The 21,608-nt window shown below is 35.6% G+C and carries 17 protein-coding genes and 3 tRNA genes; 8 read left to right on the forward strand and 12 right to left on the reverse strand.

Annotated features, from left to right (window positions below; all coding sequences use genetic code 11):
* Positions 1-15 precede the first annotated feature (15 nt).
* Positions 16-900, reverse strand: coding sequence for a DUF3078 domain-containing protein (locus DF185_RS16650; protein ID WP_110361897.1), 885 nt, complete (start codon positions 898-900; stop codon positions 16-18).
* Between the two features lie 630 nt (positions 901-1,530).
* On the opposite strand from DF185_RS16650, the gene mnmA reads away from it, so the two are divergent.
* Positions 1,531-2,703, forward strand: coding sequence for a tRNA 2-thiouridine(34) synthase MnmA (gene mnmA, locus DF185_RS16655; RefSeq protein WP_110361898.1), 1,173 nt, complete (start codon positions 1,531-1,533; stop codon positions 2,701-2,703).
* A gap of 533 nt (positions 2,704-3,236) precedes the next feature.
* Here mnmA and DF185_RS16660 read toward each other — a convergent pair.
* The 8 genes from DF185_RS16660 to DF185_RS16695 form a co-directional block, all read right to left on the reverse strand.
* Entirely contained in the window at positions 3,237-3,866 is a 630-nt protein-coding gene (locus DF185_RS16660; protein WP_110361899.1) for a type 2 periplasmic-binding domain-containing protein, read from the reverse strand.
* A gap of 241 nt (positions 3,867-4,107) precedes the next feature.
* A complete protein-coding gene (locus DF185_RS16665; RefSeq protein WP_207784680.1) occupies positions 4,108-4,857 on the reverse strand; it encodes a nucleotidyltransferase family protein in 750 nt (249 codons plus the stop codon).
* Between the two features lie 207 nt (positions 4,858-5,064).
* Positions 5,065-6,504 carry a RapZ C-terminal domain-containing protein gene (locus tag DF185_RS16670; protein WP_110361900.1) on the reverse strand — a complete coding sequence of 480 codons (1,440 nt, stop codon included), beginning with the start codon at positions 6,502-6,504 and terminating at the stop codon, positions 5,065-5,067.
* Between the two features lie 44 nt (positions 6,505-6,548).
* Positions 6,549-7,226, reverse strand: a complete 678-nt coding sequence (locus DF185_RS16675; protein ID WP_110361901.1) for a DUF554 domain-containing protein — start codon at positions 7,224-7,226, stop codon at positions 6,549-6,551.
* 194 nt (positions 7,227-7,420) lie between these two features.
* Positions 7,421-9,715 carry a multiheme c-type cytochrome gene (locus DF185_RS16680; RefSeq protein ID WP_110361902.1) on the reverse strand — a complete coding sequence of 765 codons (2,295 nt, stop codon included), beginning with the start codon at positions 9,713-9,715 and terminating at the stop codon, positions 7,421-7,423.
* A complete protein-coding gene (locus tag DF185_RS16685; RefSeq protein WP_110361903.1) occupies positions 9,715-10,173 on the reverse strand; it encodes a QcrA and Rieske domain-containing protein in 459 nt (152 codons plus the stop codon). Before DF185_RS16685 ends, DF185_RS16680 begins: the two co-directional genes overlap by 1 nt.
* Positions 10,174-10,191: 18 nt before the next feature.
* Positions 10,192-11,478 (reverse strand): cytochrome b N-terminal domain-containing protein, encoded by a 1,287-nt coding sequence (locus tag DF185_RS16690; RefSeq protein WP_110361904.1) that lies wholly within the window; start codon positions 11,476-11,478, stop codon positions 10,192-10,194.
* A 235-nt stretch (positions 11,479-11,713) separates the two neighbouring features.
* A tRNA-Leu gene (locus DF185_RS16695) sits at positions 11,714-11,797 on the reverse strand.
* A 142-nt stretch (positions 11,798-11,939) separates the two neighbouring features.
* Here DF185_RS16695 and DF185_RS16700 point away from each other — a divergent pair.
* Positions 11,940-12,488, forward strand: coding sequence for a hypothetical protein (locus DF185_RS16700; RefSeq protein WP_110361905.1), 549 nt, complete (start codon positions 11,940-11,942; stop codon positions 12,486-12,488).
* A 548-nt stretch (positions 12,489-13,036) separates the two neighbouring features.
* Here the strand turns inward: DF185_RS16700 and DF185_RS16710 are convergent.
* The 3 genes from DF185_RS16710 to DF185_RS16720 all read right to left on the reverse strand — a co-directional run bounded on the left by DF185_RS16710 (position 13,037) and on the right by DF185_RS16720 (position 15,623).
* Positions 13,037-13,109: transfer RNA gene (locus DF185_RS16710), tRNA-Gly, on the reverse strand.
* 43 nt (positions 13,110-13,152) lie between these two features.
* A tRNA-Gly gene (locus DF185_RS16715) sits at positions 13,153-13,225 on the reverse strand.
* Between the two features lie 184 nt (positions 13,226-13,409).
* Positions 13,410-15,623 carry a S9 family peptidase gene (locus DF185_RS16720; RefSeq protein ID WP_110361907.1) on the reverse strand — a complete coding sequence of 738 codons (2,214 nt, stop codon included), beginning with the start codon at positions 15,621-15,623 and terminating at the stop codon, positions 13,410-13,412.
* A gap of 360 nt (positions 15,624-15,983) precedes the next feature.
* Here DF185_RS16720 and thrS point away from each other — a divergent pair, with 360 nt between their 5' ends.
* From thrS to lepB, 6 genes are all read left to right on the forward strand, one after another.
* A complete protein-coding gene (gene thrS / locus DF185_RS16725) occupies positions 15,984-17,936 on the forward strand; it encodes a threonine--tRNA ligase (protein ID WP_110361908.1) in 1,953 nt (650 codons plus the stop codon).
* 21 nt (positions 17,937-17,957) lie between these two features.
* Positions 17,958-18,512 (forward strand): translation initiation factor IF-3, encoded by a 555-nt coding sequence (infC, locus tag DF185_RS16730; protein WP_110361909.1) that lies wholly within the window; start codon positions 17,958-17,960, stop codon positions 18,510-18,512.
* Between the two features lie 46 nt (positions 18,513-18,558).
* Positions 18,559-18,747 carry a 50S ribosomal protein L35 gene (gene rpmI / locus DF185_RS16735; protein ID WP_425593783.1) on the forward strand — a complete coding sequence of 63 codons (189 nt, stop codon included), beginning with the start codon at positions 18,559-18,561 and terminating at the stop codon, positions 18,745-18,747.
* A gap of 90 nt (positions 18,748-18,837) precedes the next feature.
* Entirely contained in the window at positions 18,838-19,191 is a 354-nt protein-coding gene (gene rplT, locus DF185_RS16740; protein ID WP_110361910.1) for a 50S ribosomal protein L20, read from the forward strand.
* 222 nt (positions 19,192-19,413) lie between these two features.
* Entirely contained in the window at positions 19,414-20,127 is a 714-nt protein-coding gene (gene dapB, locus DF185_RS16745) for a 4-hydroxy-tetrahydrodipicolinate reductase (protein ID WP_110361911.1), read from the forward strand.
* Positions 20,128-20,160: 33 nt separating this feature from the next.
* Positions 20,161-21,552 carry a signal peptidase I gene (gene lepB, locus DF185_RS16750; RefSeq protein ID WP_110361912.1) on the forward strand — a complete coding sequence of 464 codons (1,392 nt, stop codon included), beginning with the start codon at positions 20,161-20,163 and terminating at the stop codon, positions 21,550-21,552.
* Positions 21,553-21,608 lie beyond the last annotated feature (56 nt).

Genomic DNA, 21,608 nt, shown 5'->3' on the forward strand with positions numbered 1-21,608 from the left:
TTTATATTAATTCGGTTAAAACTTGTAAGCCAAACCAACACCGATAATCTCCTTAAATTGAATTCTTGGACCTTTATTAATTCCTTCTTCATTAAAATAATCAACATCATCGTCGTATACTAGTGAAGTATTAACAGTAGCAGTTAAGAAGCTATTAATTTTCATGTTCAACATTACTTCCCAGGTCACATCAATATTACCAAAGCTCTCCGAGTAATTGGTAAACAAATCAAGCGTACTTTTTAAGTTTACATTTTCCATGATATCCTTGTTCAAAGACAATTTTGAAAAGGCACCAAACTCACTTCTAAACTTATCTCCTGGATCAACTCCAAAGGCTCCTTTATCCGAAAGATCATCATCATTTACAACTGTCATCTTTCCGGTTACTGGTGAAATGTATGCCGAGAACACATCACTTGGTTTATAATCCATACCGACTGATAAATTCATGTAAGCAGGAGCAAGAAAATTCGAAATTTTCACATCATCTACTCCCTCTTCGCTACTGTAATTGTAACCTTTGGCAAACTGTGTCTTAAAATCGAAGAGAGCTGTATAGTACCAATGTCCTCCATTTTTATAACCATACTTGGTGCTATATTCAATCTTATCGATACTCTTACGCACTCCTTCGTCTCCTTGCTTTACCAAACCATATTCCAGGTTCAATTTGTTCTCCCAACTATTTTTTCCTTTGTTGTAATTGGCGAATAAATTTAACTGCGAGTTTGTTGAAATCGCATTATCACCACCACCAGACCAATTGGTTAAAGATGTTTGCGAAAATGATATCGAAATCATCCCACCTTTTTTCCAGTAAGATGTATCTTGCTTTTCCTGAGATATTGCAACAAAACATATCATTGCAGCAATAAGTGTTAAACCAAGTTTCTTCATGTGTTAAATTTTAGCTTTGTTTATTAGTTAGTTAAAGAGAGTAATCTCAATTTTAAATTATAAACGAATTTAACGCAATTTGTGGATCAAAAAAAATTCATAAGAAATTTTATCATCGAAATTTACAATTGCTTATTAAAGATTATCTATAAAAGAGTTTTAATCAATTCCATTTCTATAAAACTAATGGCTTAAAAGGCTTTTCAACCACTATTTTTTTTGCATAAGGGGCTTACCTAAAAGAATCTACATACCACAAATTTAAATCATCTTACTTTAACTGCTAAAGCCGCAGAGGCTCATCCTTTTTCCATTGATGAAAAAGGATGCAAAAAATCTAGGGCGAGTAAGCTCAAACAACTGATACTTGAAAACTTTAAGTGCGGCGGGGTGATCTTCTCAATTCTTCGAAGCTTCCCCGACTTACTAAAAGTTTTCTTCGTATAAGCAGCTTGACCTTCCAATGCCCAAAAATCCTTCTTGAATCGGTCTGCATCTTTGTAAGCTAACAGATTAAATGTAGACTATTTGTATGGATATATATTAACATCTGTTTAAAGTTTGATTGTTTGCCACATCTGTAAAAAATGAATACTTTTGCTCCTTGAAAAAACAAGGAGATTTTATTTAATGAAGAAAAAAGTTGTAATCGGACTGTCGGGAGGAGTAGACTCAAGTGTTGCTGCACATTTATTAATTGAGCAAGGCTATGAGGTTGAAGCTCTGTTCATGCAAAACTGGAACGATACAGTTGGATTAAAATCGGAAGAGTGTCCGTTCGAAGAGGATGTTTTGTTTGCACAAATGGTTGCTAAAAAACTAAATATTCCTTTTCACTTTGTGGATTTGAGTACCGAATATCGTGCGCAAGTAATTGATTACATGTTTGCCGAATACGAAAAAGGGAAAACTCCTAATCCTGATGTATTGTGTAATCGTGAAATTAAATTCGATGTTTTCTTAAAGAAAGCTTTGGAATTGGGTGCCGATTACGTTGCAACAGGACATTATTGCCAGAAAGAAACCATTGTTAAAGATGGTAAAGAAGTTTACCGCTTAATTGCTGGTGAAGACAACAACAAAGATCAGTCTTACTTCTTGTGTCAACTTTCACAGGAGCAATTATCGAAGGCGATGTTTCCAATCGGACATATCGAAAAGCCTGAGGTAAGAGAAATTGCCCGAAGAGAAAAATTAGCATCGGCCGAGAAGAAAGATTCACAGGGAATTTGTTTTGTGGGTAAGGTTGATTTGCCTGTATTTCTTCAGCAAAAGCTAAAAGCTAAAAAAGGAAGAATCATCGAAATATCTGCCGATAAGGCAAACGAAATCATTCCACAATCAGAGGAGTTGAAAGACATTGCTCAACCCTATCAGTTTTCTCCTGAAATGGGAGAAGAAGTAGGAACGCACAATGGAGCTCACTTTTTTACCGTAGGTCAGCGTAAAGGGCTAAATGTTGGTGGAAAAGCAGAACCTTTGTTTGTTATTGGTACCGATGTAAAGGAAAACATTGTTTACGTGGGAATGGGACACGAACATCCATTGCTAATGCGCAAAGCCTTGTTTATTCCGAACGAAGACATTCACTTTATTCGCGAAGATTTGCGTCCGACCGAAAACTGTGAAAGAAGATACGATATCAGAATTCGTTATCGCCAACCTTTACAAGGTGGAAGCATTCATTTTAAAGAGGAAGGATTGTACATCCACTTTGATGATCCACAACGTGCCGTTGTTTCAGGACAGTTTGCTGCCTGGTACGATGAAGGTGAATTAATTGGTTCGGGTGTGATTGATTAAATTCTACGATAATATTTTAAAGCCATTCATTTTTTGAGTGGCTTTTTTTATGGAAACAATCTGCTGAACCAATTCAGGAACTTCTTTTTTGAGAAAACGATTACCTGAACCAATTCAGGAGCTTCTTTTTTGAGAAAATGATTACCTGAACCAATTCAGGAGCTTCTTTTTTGAGAAAACAATTACCTGAACCAATTCAGGAGCTTCTTTTTTGAGAAAACGATTACCTGAACCGATTGAGGAACTTCTTTTTTAAGAAAATGATCTCCTCAGCCAATTGAGGAACTTCTTTTTTGAAAAAATGATCTCCTCAGCCAATTGAAGAGCTTATTTTTAAGGAAATAAACCTCTCACAATCATTCATGTACAATCTAATGTCAAAAGTACTAAATCAAACACAAAATTTATATCATAAAAAAAGCACACCATAAAGTGCGCTTTAAATTATATTCTTTAGTGATTTTAACCTAAACTATTTAAGAGATTAAAATAGCTCTCTATTTTTTTAATATGGTATAATTTGTGGTTAAAATTTATTCTTTCAGCTTTTTCGAAACATATACGTAAAACTCAATTGCCGCTATAAAAAGCAAGGTATATCCAAATAGCTCACTTCCTTCTTCAACTGCATTTTTTACCCAACGTTGCACTGGTTCCAACTTTTCAACATCGAACAAGGCACGCCACACTTTCTTGGTTCCAAACAAACGTGAGAAAACAAATACACTTAAAAAACCTGCAATAAAGGTTCCGAATGCTGGTGTTGTAAAAAATTCCTCAAGGTTTTCCCAAATTTGCTGGCGTTTGCGATATACCAAGAAGATGGAAAGCAACAATACAAACAATGCAAATGGGAACCAGGCTCCGTGATAGATCTTATCGAAATAAACATCGAACTCGCGAATTAAGGCTACCAAGGCACCACCACCAAATAGGTATGAAATGGCTTGATGTCCTCTGGAACGAATGCCAGCCAAAATAAACACAATACTGGTTAGCAACAAATACATTTGCTGCATCCATTCGGTTTGGGAACCTTCTCCAAATTTTCCCCCATCGATAAGAATACCTGCATCGCTTTTAATGATTAATGCTGATGCTGCAACTGGAATTGCATATAGAATTACTCTAAGTGCAGCAAAAATGATTGGTTTTAAATTCATCTGTTTATATTTTTTAAAGTATCAAAAGTCTAATTGTCGAACCGCTAGAAAGTTCAATAGTTATAATTTATTCAAACATTTCTTTACACAAAATCATTTCTCATATTAAGCAAAAAAATAGAAGAAAGTATCCTAACAACACCCCTCTCCCTATCGGGATCTCCCCCTGAAAGGAAGAACTCCTTACATGCAACTTTTGTTCTTCAATTATATCTATGTGTAAAGAATCGTTATTCGTAATTTATTCCTGATCGTTATCAGGATCGTAATTCGTAATTAATGTTTCTGCTTTTTTCAGTTGCTCAGGTTTGCCCAAGTCGAACCACAAATCCGATTGATCTTTGTAGGCCAACATTTTTTCAGTTTTGGCCAAACGCAGATACAAATCGATAATGGAGAATTTCCCCTCTTCTTCAATCAAATCAAAGATTTTCGAATCGATTAAATGAATGCCACTGAACGCCAATGGTTCTGATTCATTCATATCAGCTCTAGCTTGTTTCACCTCTTCGGTCTTGCAATTCTTCCAACCTGTTAGCTGCCTATCGCTATTAAAATACAAATATCGACTGCTTTCACGCTTTCGCATCACCATGCTAACCAAAGCTTTTGCTGATTGGTGTTCTTTAATCAAATCAGCCAAATTAATGGAAGAAAGAATATCAACATTGTAAATCAACACGGGAGCATCAGGAATGAATAAATCTTTCGCCTTTTTTAATCCTCCTCCAGTATCTAAAAGTTCTTCTCTTTCATCTGAAATGCGAATGTCCGCTCCAAAATAATTCTTCTCTTCTAAAAACTCTTCAATCAGATCTGCAAAATGGTGCACATTAATCACAATACGATCAACGCCTAAATCAATTAATTTTAAAATCGCTCTTTCGAGCAGAGGTTTGCCGGCAAGTTCAACCAAAGCCTTTGGTTTGGTATTGGTATAAGGCTTTAACCTTGTGCCCAATCCTGCGGCAAATATCATTGCATTCAACATTCTTTTCAGTTAACAGTGATCAGTAAACAGTTACCAGTAACTATCTGTAAAATATTCTGTCTTTATCTATTTCTATCTTTTTCGCCTTGCAAAGCTTCTTGGCACTTTTCGCTACTCTATTGCATTTCGGACAAATAAATTGTTCCGTTTTACAAACTTTCTCCGCATACTCCTCAGGTGACAATTTACAACGCTTCTTACTCATTTTTAACTCCCCTCTATCTCTCTTTCAATATGTCGCAAACTAATATTCACATCAAATTTTTCACGCAAATGCTTGGCTAAACTTTCTGCTGAAAACACCGAACGATGTCGACCTCCTGTACAACCAAAACTCACCTGTAAATTGGTAAATTTTCGCTTGATGTATTTGTCAACACTCATATCAACTATAGCGAAAACCGATGTAAGGAATTCATCCATTTCACTTTTTTCCTTAAAAAAGTCAATTACTGGCTGATCTTTTCCTGTCATTTCCACATACTCCTTATACCTTCCCGGATTATGAATGGCACGACAATCGAAAACGAATCCTCCTCCATTTGTCGACTTGTCCAAAGGTATTCCCCTGCGATATGAGAAACTGTTGATTTCAACATGAAGTTTCACCTCTTCTTCTTGACCAACTTGTTGTAAAAATTCTGAATCAACCACTTCATTCAATGCTTTGGTTAACTCTGGTAATTCCGCAGGCATATCCAATCTACCTAATATGGTTTTCAGGTTCTTTAGTGCATATGGAATCGATTTTAAGAAATGCTCTTTTCTCTCGTAAAATCCACGGAATCCATAAGCTCCCATTGCTTGCATGATGCGAATCAAAACATATCCCTGGAAGAATGATTTGAATGCTTTCGGATCGACCTCCTGTACTTTCTGAATCTCCTGAAGATAATGATCAAACAATTCATCTCTTACCTCCTGAGGCAAATCTGCTTTTGCATCGTATAGTAAAGATGCTAAATCGTATTGTAAAGCTCCTTTTCTTCCTCCCTGATAATCGATAAACCAAGGCTCACCATTCACCAACATGATATTTCTTGATTGAAAATCGCGATACAAAAAGTATTCTCTTGGTGCATCTAAAAGGTAATCCGAAAATTTCTGGTAGTCATTTTCCAGCAATTGCTCATCGAAAGGAATCTTGGCCAGTTTTAGGAAATAGTACTTGAAGTAATGTAAATCCCAAATCATCGACTGCTTATCGAAGCTATCGCGCGGATAACATGCCGAGAAATCCAAACCTTCACCACCTTCAACCTGAAAACGTACCAGCTGAGTAATGATTTTCTTGTAAATCAAGACCAAATCGGTAGCGAATCCTTCACCAACACGAAGGTGTAGAATGTAATCGAATAAGGTGGTTTTTCCCAAATCCTGTAAAAGGTATAATCCATTTTCATCATCTTGATGATAGATTTCGGGAACGGGTAAATTTTTAGATAGAAAATGCTTGCTAAAACTTATGAAAGCATGATTTTCTTTTAGGTCGGCATTAAAGGCTCCTAGAACAGTTCTCTTTTCACCAATAATTCTTATATATTCTCGGTACGAACCAGATTGCGGAAGAAGTTCTGTTTCAACAACTTTATCTCCTGCCCAATTTTCAAACAATCTGATTAACGCGTTTTTAGTTTCTTGTTTCAATTCAGTATTTTTTTGAGGTTATCCTGATTTGCGGATTTACAAATTTATAAAAAGATATAACACAGAAGTATTTCAATCAAAATTGCAGGTAACATATTTAAAACTTTAATTTTTTTAAGCTCTAAAATACTTATCCCTAAAGCGATTATTAACACACCTCCTATTCCTGTTATTTCATTGATTACAACTTGTGGAATGATATCGCCAAACAGAGCTGCCAAAAGGGTTAAGCCGCCTTGGTAAATTAAAAGTGGGATAACCGAAAATAGAACTCCTATTCCCATTACGGCCGCCAAAGCAACCGAAGATATCCCATCCATTAATGATTTGGTTAGCAACAAGGTTGGTTCTTTGCCCATTCCTTCTTCTAAACTGCCTACAATGGTCATTGCGCCCATGCAAAAAAGCATAAATGCAGTAAGCAAACCTGTTGAAAAGTTAGCATCTCCACTGCCTACCCTTTTTTTCAAGCTTTCACTTAACTTCTCTACTCGATCTTCCAATCGCAGCAATTCTCCCAACAAAGATCCCAACACCAAACTAAACACCATAATCAGCAGTTCGCTTGCTTTTAGTGCCATACTAATTCCCAGGTAAAGGGTAAATACACCAATTGCCTGGAATACAATTTTAAATAAACGTTCGGGAATTTTTGTTCGAAATAAAAGTCCAATGCTTCCTCCAACAATTACAGCACCAACGTTGACCAGAGTTCCTATCATAAATCTTCACTTTGATATCAAAACAACTAATTTAAATAAATTAATGGAAGCTAGGTATAGAATTACAAAAAGCTTTGCCCAACGACAAAGCTTCTTACTCCCATGAAGTAGTTCTTAAATCTTATATGATTATACATTAACCTATTTAAAACATGAATTCCAACTGTTTAATGAACACAAGTCCTTTTTGATCTCTAATTATTAATAATAGCTTCAATATTTTCCCTGTCGTTGATATCAGGAAATTTTCTTAATATTTTCCTCGCCAGATCCTTTGACTCTCTTTTTTGTTGATATTTCACGCGTAAATTCAATAAGGCTATATAATAGTTTGGATCTTCCGGATTGATATCAATAGCAGACTGCAAATATTTAACGGCTTGTTTTCTATCTTTCCTGAAATCATACATCATGGCTACATTGTAGAAAATTCGAGGATTGTCAGGAGATAATCTACTTGCCTTTAGCAAATATTCCATTGACTCATCATATCGTTGACGTTCTGATAAGAATAAGGCATAAGTAAACATGGTTGCACCATCATCGGGAACATGCTTCAGATAGTCTTTCAATAAAATCTCTGCCTTTTTATGCTCTCCTTTATTGTTGTATAAAATTGCCAAATTGATTTTCACAGGATGTAATAATTCATCTTGCTCAATGGCTCTTTTATAGAATTCTTCAGCTTTATCAACCTGTTTACTATTGTAGTAGAAGTTCGCCAAATTGAATTTCCCCGAAGGAAAATCGGCATTGTATTCCAGTGCCTCCAAGTATTCTTTAGTCGCTTTTTTTAACTGTTCTTGATATTTCTGAGGAATTTGATCTTTGCCAATAGTACTCAGTTTTGTTGCAGACGCCACTCGAATTGCCTTCGAAGGATCGCTAAGCATTTCCAACACCTTATTGAATGATTGTTCGTCATCCATCTGAAGTTGTTGAATGGCATTGTATCGAATATGACCATTGAAATTATTTAAGGCCTCGAATAAAATCTCTTTACTTTGAGATTGATAGTTGGCTCCAAGTAATTGAATCGCAGTTGCACGAATAATTTCAGGATATACCTCATCATTGTAAATGTGTACCAAACCATCAAAACCTTCTTGACTGCCGGTTTGCGCTTCTTTAAATACTGTGCCGTATTGTGCAGGACGACCGATGCCATGCCACTTGTTCACATGATCAATGGCCCATTTTGTAGATTTATCTGCATGGCATTGATTACATGCATTAGGAGTTCCCAATTTCTCGGTTAAATCGGGACGAGGAATCCTAAAGCTATGATCGTTTCGATAGTCTGGTCCCATGTAAAAACGTGCTGGCATATGACAATTGATACATCTTGTTCCTTCTCCAACTTCGAATTTAACGCCATCGTCAGCAATTACAGCCTTACCAATTTCACCTTTCGATTTGTGGAAATGATGATTGTAAGTGTCGTAATCATCGGCTCTGTGACATTGAGTACACAACCTGTTATCTTCAAACAAACGTTTTGTACTGTGAACATTGTGGCAATCGTTGCACTTTACATCACGCATGTACATTTTACTCTGAGTAAACGATCCATACACATAATCTTCATCCAATATTTGACCATCAATAAAGTAATCATCGCCTGTTGGTAAATCAGGAATGGTGTGATTATAGAGATCTGCAGAGTGATGATAATCGGATAAAGATCCACGACGAGAATGACAACGAACACATAAATCAACATATTCCTTATTGTCGATTCCACTGGTTTTTACCACCAAGCCAAAGTTATTATCGGTTTCACGAGCATATTCAGCCTTATTGGCCCACTCAAGGTGTTTGGAAGCCGGACCGTGACAAGCTTCGCAACTTACATCAATTTCGCTCCATGTTGTGTGATAGGTATCAGTCTTAGAATCGTATCCTTTTACCAAATTGGTCGAGTGGCAATCAGCACACATTCCATTCCAGTTTTGAGCCTGATTGGTCCAATGCAACCAATTGTCATGCTTGATGATTTCATCTTTATAAACAGCACTCGCCATATGGTACCAAACACTATCCTTCGAGTTCCATGTTAAAGGTAAACATTGTAATCTTCCTTTATCAAATTCAACCAAATATTGCTGTAATGGATAATGGCCAAATACGTATTTAATTTCGAATTCCTGCAATGTACCATCTTCTCCATCTGCTAAAGCAAAAAAACGATTATCCTTCTTGAATAACTTATGTGTCATTCCATTGTATTCAAGTGTTTTGTTGTTAAAATCTCCCAAAACAGTAGAATCATTGGCATGATCCATTGCCTTATCGTGATCAGATCCAACCCAATCGTTGTATTCGTTTAAATGACACTCAATACATGTTTCTCGCCCTACATAAGTAGCTTCGTGCGAAACATTTTGCTCACTCCCATAGGTTTTAAGCAGCATATACATTGGAATCGAAAGTAATGCTACCAGTATAGCTAAAAAACTAATTTGTTCTGTTCTTTTTCGATTTTCCATTATGCGTAGGTTAACTGCGATTTGTTATAACTTGATCTTTTCACAGGCTTTCTTGTATCTACCAATACTTCCCCCTTTTCAATGCTAATTGGAAAAATATCTAAAGGTCTTGTAGCTGGTGCTGATAGTACCTCACCGAATTTATTAAACTGTGAAGCATGACACGGGCAATTAAACCCTCCTGTTTTAGAATTTGCATTTACCACACATCCTAAGTGAGTACATTTTACCGACATGGCAAGAAACCCACCATCCTCAAATCTTTTTAAAAAGAATTGGCCAGTGGAAAATGGATATAGTTTATTTTTCTCGAATGAATCTGCTTTTCCCGCATTAAACAATTCTTTTGAAGAAGAAGTATCAACTTTACTTACACCATCTTTCAGTAAGAAAACGGCCTCTATTGATGCTGCAACTATTAATATGCGTTTTATGAATTTCCTTCGGTTCAGTTTCATCAGTCTCTCTATTCAAAATTAAAATATCAGTTGCATTCCTTCGCCTCTTAGCAGTAACGAAATTAATAACATGCACACATAAGAGGATAACAATATACTGGTACAAGCCATAATAATTTCAGTATTATTTGCCTTGTGATTTTTATACCAAAACAATAGGTATCCGGCAAGTGGTAATGTATAAAGTAAAAATGGAATAACTCCAGTACTAATTACACTAGGAATCCCCGAAAACCAGATATCAAAATGTAAGAAATGATCTAATAGGTAGATCAAAAAGAAAGTAAAAATAAAGCTTATAATACTTGATTGAATACTCATTTTCTTTCCAAGCGGAGAATTAAACCAAACACCTATATTTACATTATTATATCTGAAATAAGGCAAACCAAAAAAGAACAAGGCCGCCGAAAATGGTATAATTACAGCACCAAAAAAAGGATGCAAATGCAATAGAAGTTCTTGAGCGCCCAAAAAATACCAAGGTGCCTTACTTGGGTTAGGGCTTTTTAAGGGGTTGGCTTGTTCCAACAAGGGTGCTTCGTAAAAAACCGAAACGATAAACAATCCACCAATTACAATACTGGCAACCATTATTTCTTTCCACAATAGATTTGGAATTACATCTACCGTCTCTTTTTCTTCTGTTTTTGGCAACGCAACACCTCCAGCTTTTCGAACCAGCCAAAAGTGTACACTCATTAAAACAACAAATAACAAAGGAATGACACCTGTATGTAATGTATAAAAGTTGATCAACGTATTGCCATCAACGGTATCGCTTCCGCGCAATAGATATGCTAAAGAATTTCCAATCAAAGGGATGTATTCTATAATTTGGCTAATTACTGTAACTGCCCAATAAGCCAATTGATCCCATGGCAACAGGTAGCCTGTAAAACTGCTAGCTAATACCAAAAAGAAAAGTAATAAACCGTAAGTCCAGTTTTCTGCTCGTTTTTGAAATATGCTTTGTGAGTAGTATACCCGAATTAGGTGCAAAAAGGAGACAAGTACCATCAGTTTTGCTGATAGGTGATGTAAATTTCTAATGAACTGTCCAAGCACAGTATTGTCTCTAATTCCGATAATAGAATCATAAGCATGTTCTACTGTAGGGATATAAGAAAAACGTAAAATTAAACCAGTTAATGAAACCAGGACGAATAATAATGCGAGTATTCCTCCCAATCCAAATGTTCTGCTAAATTTTATTGCTCTGCTATCAATTTTCTTTGGATGAAGGTGTAATATAAACTTTTCCAGAGATGAGGGTATTCTCTGTTCACTTTCCTTATTCGCCATTACTAAAACCTGATTTTGATGTAAGAGTACAAAGAAAGCGAAAATGCATTGAATGTGAAAAAAAAGAAGCAAACGACTCTTTAGTAGAGATTATTTATGGAATTTTCGACATTCGCTAGATCTGCTCTCCCCATATTTCCTTTTAAATGCTATTCATTAAGGTTTTCTGCAATCAAAAATGCACTTACTTTCAATGAAAATAAGCGCATTTAATTTTTGTTGTACTTAATAAAAGTGCCCAAGGCGGGAGTCGAACCCGCACGCCCAATCGGACACATGGCCCTCAACCATGCCTGTCTACCAATTCCAGCACTTGGGCAAGGCAAGCAAAATTAACAAAAAAGTAATAATTGCAAAAGATTTCTGATGCGATCCAAATAATTTCATCTAATTAATTCTGCTGTTTTGTATATTGGAGAATACTTTCATGTTTATATCTTTGCGCAAATTAAAATTTCGATATGGCTAATCAGAAAAAGGACTACTCCTATTTAGATAAAATCGCATTGCAAGCAGACAAATGGGATGAATTGGATAAGAATGAATTGCAAGTAATGGCTTTTAGAACCTGTTTTTTATATGGTGAAAGTCGCAACAAGAATATTATTCCTGTTCTTTTTCGCATGTTTGAATATTTAATCGAAAACACTACCAGCGAAGAACGAACCAAACTGCTTACAGCTCTTAGTTCAGTTATCAGAAAAAATAACCCGAAAGCTGTGATGGCTTTGTTTCCTTTCATTCAGGTTGAAACTGATGGACAAATTGTTCGTACTGCAAGTCAATTTTTCGTAAACCTTTCTGTTTTATCGAACAAAGAGTTTCATTCAGGAACCAATATTCTAATGGAATTGATTAAGGATGCTCCTGAAGATAGAAATTCAGCATACATTATTCTTGGATTAACCGATATCGAGAATGAAAAAATAAACCAAATGCTAAGAGCTGTAAAACCTCAATTGGGTAATGAAGTAATTAGCATACTTCACAACAACGGAGTTCAATTTTAAGCAGATTCTTCTAATCAAATAATAACACATAAGACTTCCGAAAGGGAGTCTTTTTTTGTATATAAATGAGGTAAACTACCTTCTTTTTCATGAAAAAGACTTAAAATAAACTTTGCAGGCCAACAAAGGGGATTCTACAGCAAAAAAATATACATCTCATGCATGCAACACACACTCTTCAACAGAAAAATACTCTTCCCACTCTTGCAAACTATATTTTCTCACAAAAAAAATTGCAATACAGACTTGCAAAGCATATGTCACTGCAAAAGAATATACTTTGCATGATTGCAATCCATGTTGAACCAGAATCAAATATGCTTTACATGTTTGCATAGCTTATTCGATCAACTAAAAATAAGCTTTGTAAAGCTGCAAACTACATTTTTCAATTTTTTACCGATCATTCTAAAATACACCAAAAATTACAAAAGTTATTTTTGAAGGATTCATGAAATAAAAAAGCTGCTTCATAAGAAATGAAGCAGCTTTAGTAATGCTAGTTTGTACAGTAAAAAAATCCTCCTAAGAGGAAATCTCTTCAAAAGAGCGAGAAACGAGACTCGAACTCGCGACCCTAACCTTGGCAAGGTTATGCTCTACCAACTGAGCTATTCTCGCATTTTCTTTTTTTTATTCAAACGGAAAAGAAAAACCGTTTTTGAGCGAGAAACGAGACTCGAACTCGCGACCCTAACCTTGGCAAGGTTATGCTCTACCAACTGAGCTATTCTCGCATTTTGTAATGAACCCTTGTTCTTACTTTTGCGATGCAAATATAGATATTCCCTAGGTTTTCGCAAGTGTTTTTTTCAAAAAAATAACGATCGATCTTCTAAAATTCTGACTATTTGCACAAAAGAAAAGGGAAAAAATTTCTCAATTCTTTCCCTTCATTATTTAAATCAGCTAAAATCGTGCTTATAGATTATCTCTTAAAAATTTATTGAAACGCTTGTAAAGATGCAACCTGGTTTTACCTCCGTAAATGCTATGATTTCTGTTGGTATAAATTTGCATTTCAAATTGCTTATCAGCCTGAACCAATCTCTCAGCAAACTCATAAACATTCTGTACATGCACATTATCATCCGCAGTTCCATGACAAAGCAATAAACTTCCCTGTAATTTGTCGACATGATTAATTGGAGAATTATCGTCGTAACCTTTAGGATTTTCTTGTGGCGTTCTCATGAAACGCTCAGTATAAACTGAATCATAGTATCTCCAGTTCGTTACTGGAGCAATCGCAATTGCAGCAGCAAAAACATCAGGAGCTTTCTCCAAACAAAGCGATGACATGAATCCACCAAAACTCCACCCCCAAATTGCTATTCTCTTTTCATCGGTATACGATTCCTCAGATAAAGCTCTTATTGCAGAAATCATATCATCCGATTCCAATCTACCCAGCTGCATATAAGTACACTTGCGGAATTCCTGACCTCGGGCTCCAGTTCCACGAGGATCAACACATACCACAATATATCCTTCTTGAGCTAAATATTGATACCAATCAAAACTCCATCTGTTCTGAACACTCTGCGAATTTGGGCCACTATATTGAGTAACTACAACCGGATATTTCTTAGAAGGATTGAAATTGAATGGCTTTATCATCCAGGCATTCAACATGGTCATGCCATCAGCTGCTGGCAACATGGTAAACTCTTTCGGATTGTACTGATAGTTTTTCAATTTCTCAACCAAAGCCTTATTATCTTCCAAAACACGAATCAATTTCCCTTTGTAGTTGTACAAACTAACCGTGTTTGGCTGAGTAACACTCGAAAAATAATTGATATAGTATTTAAAGCCGTTACTAAATACCGTTCTATTGGTTCCTTTAGCAGGAGTTATCTGTTTTTTTCCAGTTCCATTAAGCTTCACAGAATAAGTATTTCTGTCCATTGGCGAAACCTCTGCCGATTCGTAATAACACACTTTCTTCGCTTCATCAAAACCTAGAAAATCTGTCATATCCCAATCTCCAGATGTAATTTGATTAACAGGTTTTCCAGTAATCATATCAAATAAATACAAGTGATTGAATCCATCTTTCTCATCAGCATAAATGAATTGATTTCCATTATCCAAGAAAGTTAGGAAATCAAAATTACGTTCCTCAACGTAATATTTGTTCTCTTGTGTATACATTACATCCGTTTCACCAGTTTTAGCGTTAGCAAGCAAAAACTCCAATTTATTCTGATGACGATTCAAACGGAAAATGGTCAATTTCTTAGGATCTTTAGTCCACTTCAATCGTGGAATGTACTGATCTTTCTCCTCTCCCACATCCATTTTCTTAGTAATACGATCTTCAACATTGTATACCCATACACTTACATCCGAGTTCTTCTCTCCTGCTTTAGGATATTTGTAAGTATAGTTTTCAGGATAAAGTGCATTTTCCTTCACTTGTGGATACAAACCTTCAAACTTGTTCATGTTGAACATTTTCACCTCGCTCTCATCGAACTTCATGTATGCAAGAAACTTACTATCAGGCGACCAAGTAAATGCTTTATTAAATTCGAATTCCTCTTCATAAACCCAGTCTGGTGTACCGTTTTGAATTTTATTGAACTCACCGTCTTTGGTAATCCTAATTTCCGATCCGAAAAGTACATTATGAATAAATAAGTTGTTATCTCTTACGAAAGCAATTCGGTTTCCATTTGGCGAAAAAGTTGCCAATCGCTGTTTACCATTTTTCGAAAGTGGAACCAACTCTTTATTTTTAAATGAAAAAACGTAATAATCTGCCGTGAACGATCTTCTGTAAATTCTTTCTTGATTAGTTGTCAAAAGCAGCCTCTTCTCATCATTACTAAATGTATATTCACTGATATACTTTAACTCAGTATCCTTCATCTCACTTAAATCGAAAAGAGTATCAACCACTTTTCCTGTTGCAAAACTGTACTTCACAATTTTAGTTCCATTGCCTTCCAATGTGGTATAGTGTACACCATCATTCATCGAGCGCAAGCCATACACCGATTTTTGCCCAAATGTGCGATTTAGCATCAAATCTTCCATGCTTATTTTCTTCACTTCTTGTTGCGCAAGAACTACAAGTGAGAAACACATCACGATGGCTGATGTTAAAATCAATTTTATTTTTCTCATGTTTGTTGAATTATTTACAATTTGTATAGGTTGTATTTACAAAGTCCAAAGATTCCACTTTTTTTGCAGAAAAGAAAAATTTTTAATCCTGATATAAATCAGGACTAACAAGCATTACAAGTCCTAATACCACTCTTAAAATTACCTGTAATCTTAAGAAATTGCTAATTCTATTGAAATGATAAATATTGCTTCCATTTTAAAGTTCTATTTGCTTAGAAAGTTATATCTTTGTGGATTGAATTTCAAAAGGCTTGATTTTTATTGAAATCAACTGAATATTAGAATGAAATTCATATTTTCTATTTAAATATATCATGCTGGTTTGTAGCAGTGTGAATAAAAATTAAACACAATAGGATGATTAAAATTACATTTCCAGATGGAACAGTAAAAGAGTTTGAAGCTGGAATCTCTGGTATTGAGATCGCGAAAAGCATTTCTAGTCGATTGGCAAAAGAAGTTTTGTCGATAACCGTTAACGATCAGTTGTATGATCTTACACGTGCGATTAACGAAGATGCAAGTATTAAGCTTCACACTTGGAATGATGAAGAAGGGAAACATGCTTTTTGGCACAGCTCGGCTCACTTAATGGCTGAAGCACTAGAGGTATTGTATCCAGGAGTAAAATTTGGTATTGGTCCTGCAATTGAAATGGGCTTTTACTACGATGTTGATTTAGGAAATGGTACGGTACTTACCGACAAAGATCTTCCTAAGATTGAACAAAAAATGCTTGAACTTGCGCGAAGCAAGAACGAATATAAAAGAACCGATGTAACCAAAGAGGAAGCTCTTCAGTTCTTCGGTGAAAGAAATGAGGAGTACAAAGTTGAGTTGATCAACGAATTAGAAGATGGTACTATTAGCTTTTACCAACAAGGCGGCTTTACCGATTTGTGTAGAGGACCACATTTGCCAAACACAAGCTATATTAAAGCTATCAAACTAAACTCAGTAGCTGGTGCTTATTGGAGAGGCGACGAAAAACGTCCTCAGCTTACTCGTGTTTATGGTATTACTTTCCCTAAGAAAAAATACCTTGACGAATATGAGGTGATGATGGAAGAAGCTAAAAAACGTGACCACAGAAAATTGGGTAAGGAAATGGAATTGTTCACTTTCTCTCAAAATGTTGGTCAGGGTATGCCAATTTGGTTGCCAAAAGGAGCTCAATTGCGTGAAAGTCTTGAGAACTTCCTAAAAAGAGTTCAGAAGAAATTCGGATATGAGCAAATCATCACTCCACATATTGGTAACATCAACCTTTATAAAACTTCTGGTCACTACGACAAGTATGGTGAAGATTCATTCCAGGCAATTCAAACTCCACAAGAAGGAGAAGAGTATTTGTTGAAACCAATGAACTGCCCTCACCACTGTGAAGCATATAAATTTAAACCTCGTTCATATAAAGATCTTCCTGTTCGTTTTGCTGAATTTGGAACTGTTTATCGTTACGAGCAAAGTGGAGAGCTTCACGGATTAACTCGTGTACGTAGTTTTACTCAGGATGATGCTCACTTGTTCTGTACTCCAGATCAATTGAAAGATGAATTTAAAAAGGTAATCGATATCATTTTCATCATCTTTAAAGCATTGAACTTTACCGAATATGTTGCTCAGGTTTCTCTTCGCGATAAAGAGAATCGTGCAAAATACATTGGTTCTGAAGAAAACTGGGATAAAGCAGAACAAGCTATTATCGAAGCTGCTGAAGAAAAAGGATTGAAAACTGTTGTAGAATATGGAGAAGCTGCATTCTACGGTCCAAAACTTGACTTCATGATCAAGGATGCAATTGGTCGTAAATGGCAGTTGGGTACAATTCAGGTTGATTACAACTTGCCAGAACGTTTCGAATTGGAATATGTAGGTAGTGATAACCAAAAACATAGACCTATTATGATTCATCGTGCACCGTTTGGATCTATGGAGCGTTTCGTTGCTGTATTGCTTGAGCATACAGGTGGTAAATTCCCATTGTGGTTAACACCTGAACAAGCTGTTATCATGCCGATTAGCGAAAAATATAACGATTATGCAAAAAAAGTTTTAAATTCGTTAAATAATTCCGATATTCGCGCCGTATTAGATGATCGCAACGAGAAAATCGGAAGAAAAATCCGTGACAACGAGTTGAAAAAGACCCCATACCTAATTATTGTTGGTGAAAAAGAAGCTACAGAAAATACAGTTTCGGTTCGCAAACAAGGAGAAGGTGACATGGGATCTATGACTATTACAGAATTTTCAGAATTTATTAATAAAGAAGTAGAAGTACAATTGTCTTCTATCGAAAATTACTAACTAAAATAGGAGGACCTAGCCATAGCTGGATTTCATCACAGAAACAACAGAGGTCAAAGAAGACCTCAAGAGGCTCAACACAAAATTAACAAGTTAATCAGAGCCCGTAGCGTTCGCGTTGTTGGAGACAACGTAGAACCCGGAGTTTATTCAATTTCCGAAGCATTAAAACTTGCTGAAGATCAAGAATTGGATTTAGTTGAAATTTCACCAAAAGCCGATCCACCAGTTTGTAAGATCATCGATTACAAAAAGTTTCTTTATCAGCAGAAAAAGAAACAAAAGGAAATGAAGGCTAAAGCGGTTAAAGTTGTTGTAAAAGAAATTCGTTTCGGACCAAATACCGACGAACATGATTACAACTTTAAATTGAAACATGCTGAGAAATTCCTTAACGAAGGAGCAAAAGTAAAGGCATACGTTTTCTTTAAAGGACGTTCAATCCTATTTAAAGATAAAGGTGAAATTTTATTGTTAAAATTCGCTCAAGACCTTGAAGAATTAGGAAAGGTTGAACAAATGCCTCGTTTAGAGGGTAAGCGTATGACAATGTTCATTACTCCAAAGAAAAAGTAGAATAATTTATATATACATTAATTTTTAAATTTGTACAATGCCTAAGATGAAAACAAATTGCAGTGCAAAGAAAAGATTTACTTTGACTGCATCTGGAAAAATCAAAAGAAAGCACGCTTTTAAAAGTCACATTTTGACTAAAAAAAGCACTAAAAGGAAGAGAAATCTTACCTACTTCGGTACTGTAAATAAAGCAGACCAGAAAAACGTTAAGTTAATGCTTAACATGTTGTAAGAATCAGTTATTGATTTTTTTAGTTATTAACCGAGTGGTTAGCACCAAAGAGTCCTTAAGTGGAACGCTAACATTCAAAAATTAGGAATTATGCCAAGATCAGTAAATTCTGTAGCTTCAAGAGCTAGAAGAAAAAGAATTTTAAAAGAAACCAGAGGTAACTTTGGAGCGAGAGCTAATGTTTGGACCGTAGCCAAAAACACCTACGAAAAAGGTTTGCAGTATGCATACCGCGATAGAAAAAAGAAGAAATCAAACTTCAGAGCATTGTGGATTCAGCGTATTAACGCAGCGGCAAGACTTGAAGGTCTTTCGTATTCACAATTAATTGGTTTGATGCACAAAGCTAACATCGAAATTAACCGTAAGGTTTTAGCAGATTTAGCTGTAAATCATCCAGAAGCATTTAAAGCTGTAGTGGGTAAAGCACAAGCAGCTAAATAGTACTATAAATTATTTACTTTGAAAAGGGGTTGTGATTCACAATCCCTTTTTTACGTTTCAACTTCTAATAATTAGTGCTTATTGCTCTCAATAAGTATATTATCGAAAAAGCATAATAATCGCAGCAATGCTTGACATCATTATGCTTTGGATTTACTATTTTTGAAATCATAACAAGGGAAAGATATTAACCAAACCAATTTCCCCCTAAATAAACCACAAATGAGAATTGCATTAATAGGCTACGGAAAAATGGGTAAGGAAATAGAGCAAATTGCTCTGGATCGTGGCCATGAAATCGGATTAATTATAGATCAGCACAATCCAAAAGATCTTAGTGCAGATCAATTACAAAATATTGATGTTGCTATTGAGTTTACGAATCCTGATTCGGCTTTTGGCAATTATCTAAAATGCTTTGAAGCAAATGTTCCTGTAGTATCCGGAACAACTGGCTGGCTTGATCAATTGCCAGAGATCGAGAAACAGTGTTCTGAAGGCAAAGGATTCTTTTATGCATCAAACTTTAGTTTGGGAGTAAACCTATTCTTCGAATTGAATAAAAAACTAACCCAACTAATGGCTCCATTTAAAGAATACAATGTAGATATGGAGGAAATTCACCATATCCACAAATTGGATTCTCCAAGTGGAACTGCTTTGACATTAGCTGAAGGAATTCTTGAAAATCATCCAACGAAAGACAAATGGATTGAAGCTACTAGCATGAAAGAAGACGAACTTAGCATATTGGCCAAACGCCATGGAGCAGTTCCTGGTACACATTCTATCACCTGGCATTCTGAAGTTGATGAAATTATTATTCAGCACCAAGCCTATAGCAGAAAAGGATTTGCTTTGGGAGCAGTGTTAGCAGCCGAATTTATGCCTGAAAAAGAAGGGTTTTATGGCATGAAAGATTTGCTTCAACTTTAATTAAAAACAATATTCAACACCTTAAAACAAACTGTGGGAAAGATACTACGAAACAAATGGTTTAAATTTTCAATCATTCTTATCATTACTCTGTTAATGATTATTTGGATTGGAAATTATTGGCTTTTATTAGGATTACCAATCCTTTTTGATGTATATATCAGCAAAAAAGTACATTGGACTTTCTGGAAAAAAAAGGGAGTTAAGAAACAAAGTACTACCGTTGAATGGATTGATGCCATTATATTTGCCGTTGTGGCTGCTACTATAATTAGAATGTTCTTTATAGAAGCGTATACAATACCTTCATCATCCATGGAAAAATCCATGTTGGTTGGTGATTATTTATTTGTTAGTAAGGTAGCATACGGGCCTAAAATGCCAAATACACCTTTGTCTTTCCCATTCGCTCATCACACACTTCCGGGTACTAAATCAACAAATTCATACTCTGAGTTAATAAAATGGCCTTACAAGCGCTTGGGAGGATTTGGAGAAGTAAAACTCAATGATGTTGTTGTTTTTAATTTTCCGACTGGAGATACAGTTTGGATGGGAAATACTCAGACTGATATATATTCTTTGCTAAGATTTCATAGCAGTCAGTTTCGCAATGAGGATAAGCAAAAACAAAACAAGATTCAATCAAACAGCTATTACAATAAGATGGCTTATCAGCTTCTTGAAAGCAAAGCTGAGATTAAGATTCGACCTGTAGACAAACGTGAAAACTACATCAAACGCTGCGTAGCTTTACCTGGAGATGAACTAATATCCAGAGATGGACAATTGTTTGTTAATGGAACAGCATTGGAAAATCCAATACAGATGCAGTTCAATTATATTGTAGAGACAAATGGTACTGCCATTAATCCTAGAAAGTTAGATGAGTTAAATATTGCGAAGGCTGATAGAAAAAAACGTAATTCCAATACCTACATTCTTCCATTGAGTATTGAAAAAGTGGAAGCTTTAAAGAAATTCAATAATGTAACATCTATAACAAGAATTTTATATCCCCAAGGTAAAACTGAAGATGTTTTTCCTTTTAGCCCAAACTACAATTGGAATCGCGATAATTTTGGTCCAATAACAATGCCTAAAAAAGGTGAAAACATAGAGATAACAACCGATAATCTACCTCTTTACGAAAGAATTATCCGAACCTATGAAGGCAACAAGCTGGAAATAATAAATGACCAAGTCCATATTAACAACATACCGGTTAAATCTTATACATTTAAAATGGATTACTACTGGATGATGGGCGACAATAGACACATGTCTGCAGATTCGCGTTATTGGGGATTTGTTCCAGAAGATCATGTAGTAGGAAAGGCATCATTTATTTGGCTATCTCTTGACAAGGATAAATCCTTTTTTAATAAAATTCGCTGGAACAGATTTTTCAAGAGTGTAAAATAGCACAAAGAGTTGTTACCTCTACTCTATCATTTAAATGGAAATAATAATTTTTGTAG

Origin of the sequence: Marinifilum breve (genome assembly GCF_003202155.1) — a bacterium.
GTDB classification, from domain to species: Bacteria; Bacteroidota; Bacteroidia; order Bacteroidales; family Marinifilaceae; genus Marinifilum; species Marinifilum breve.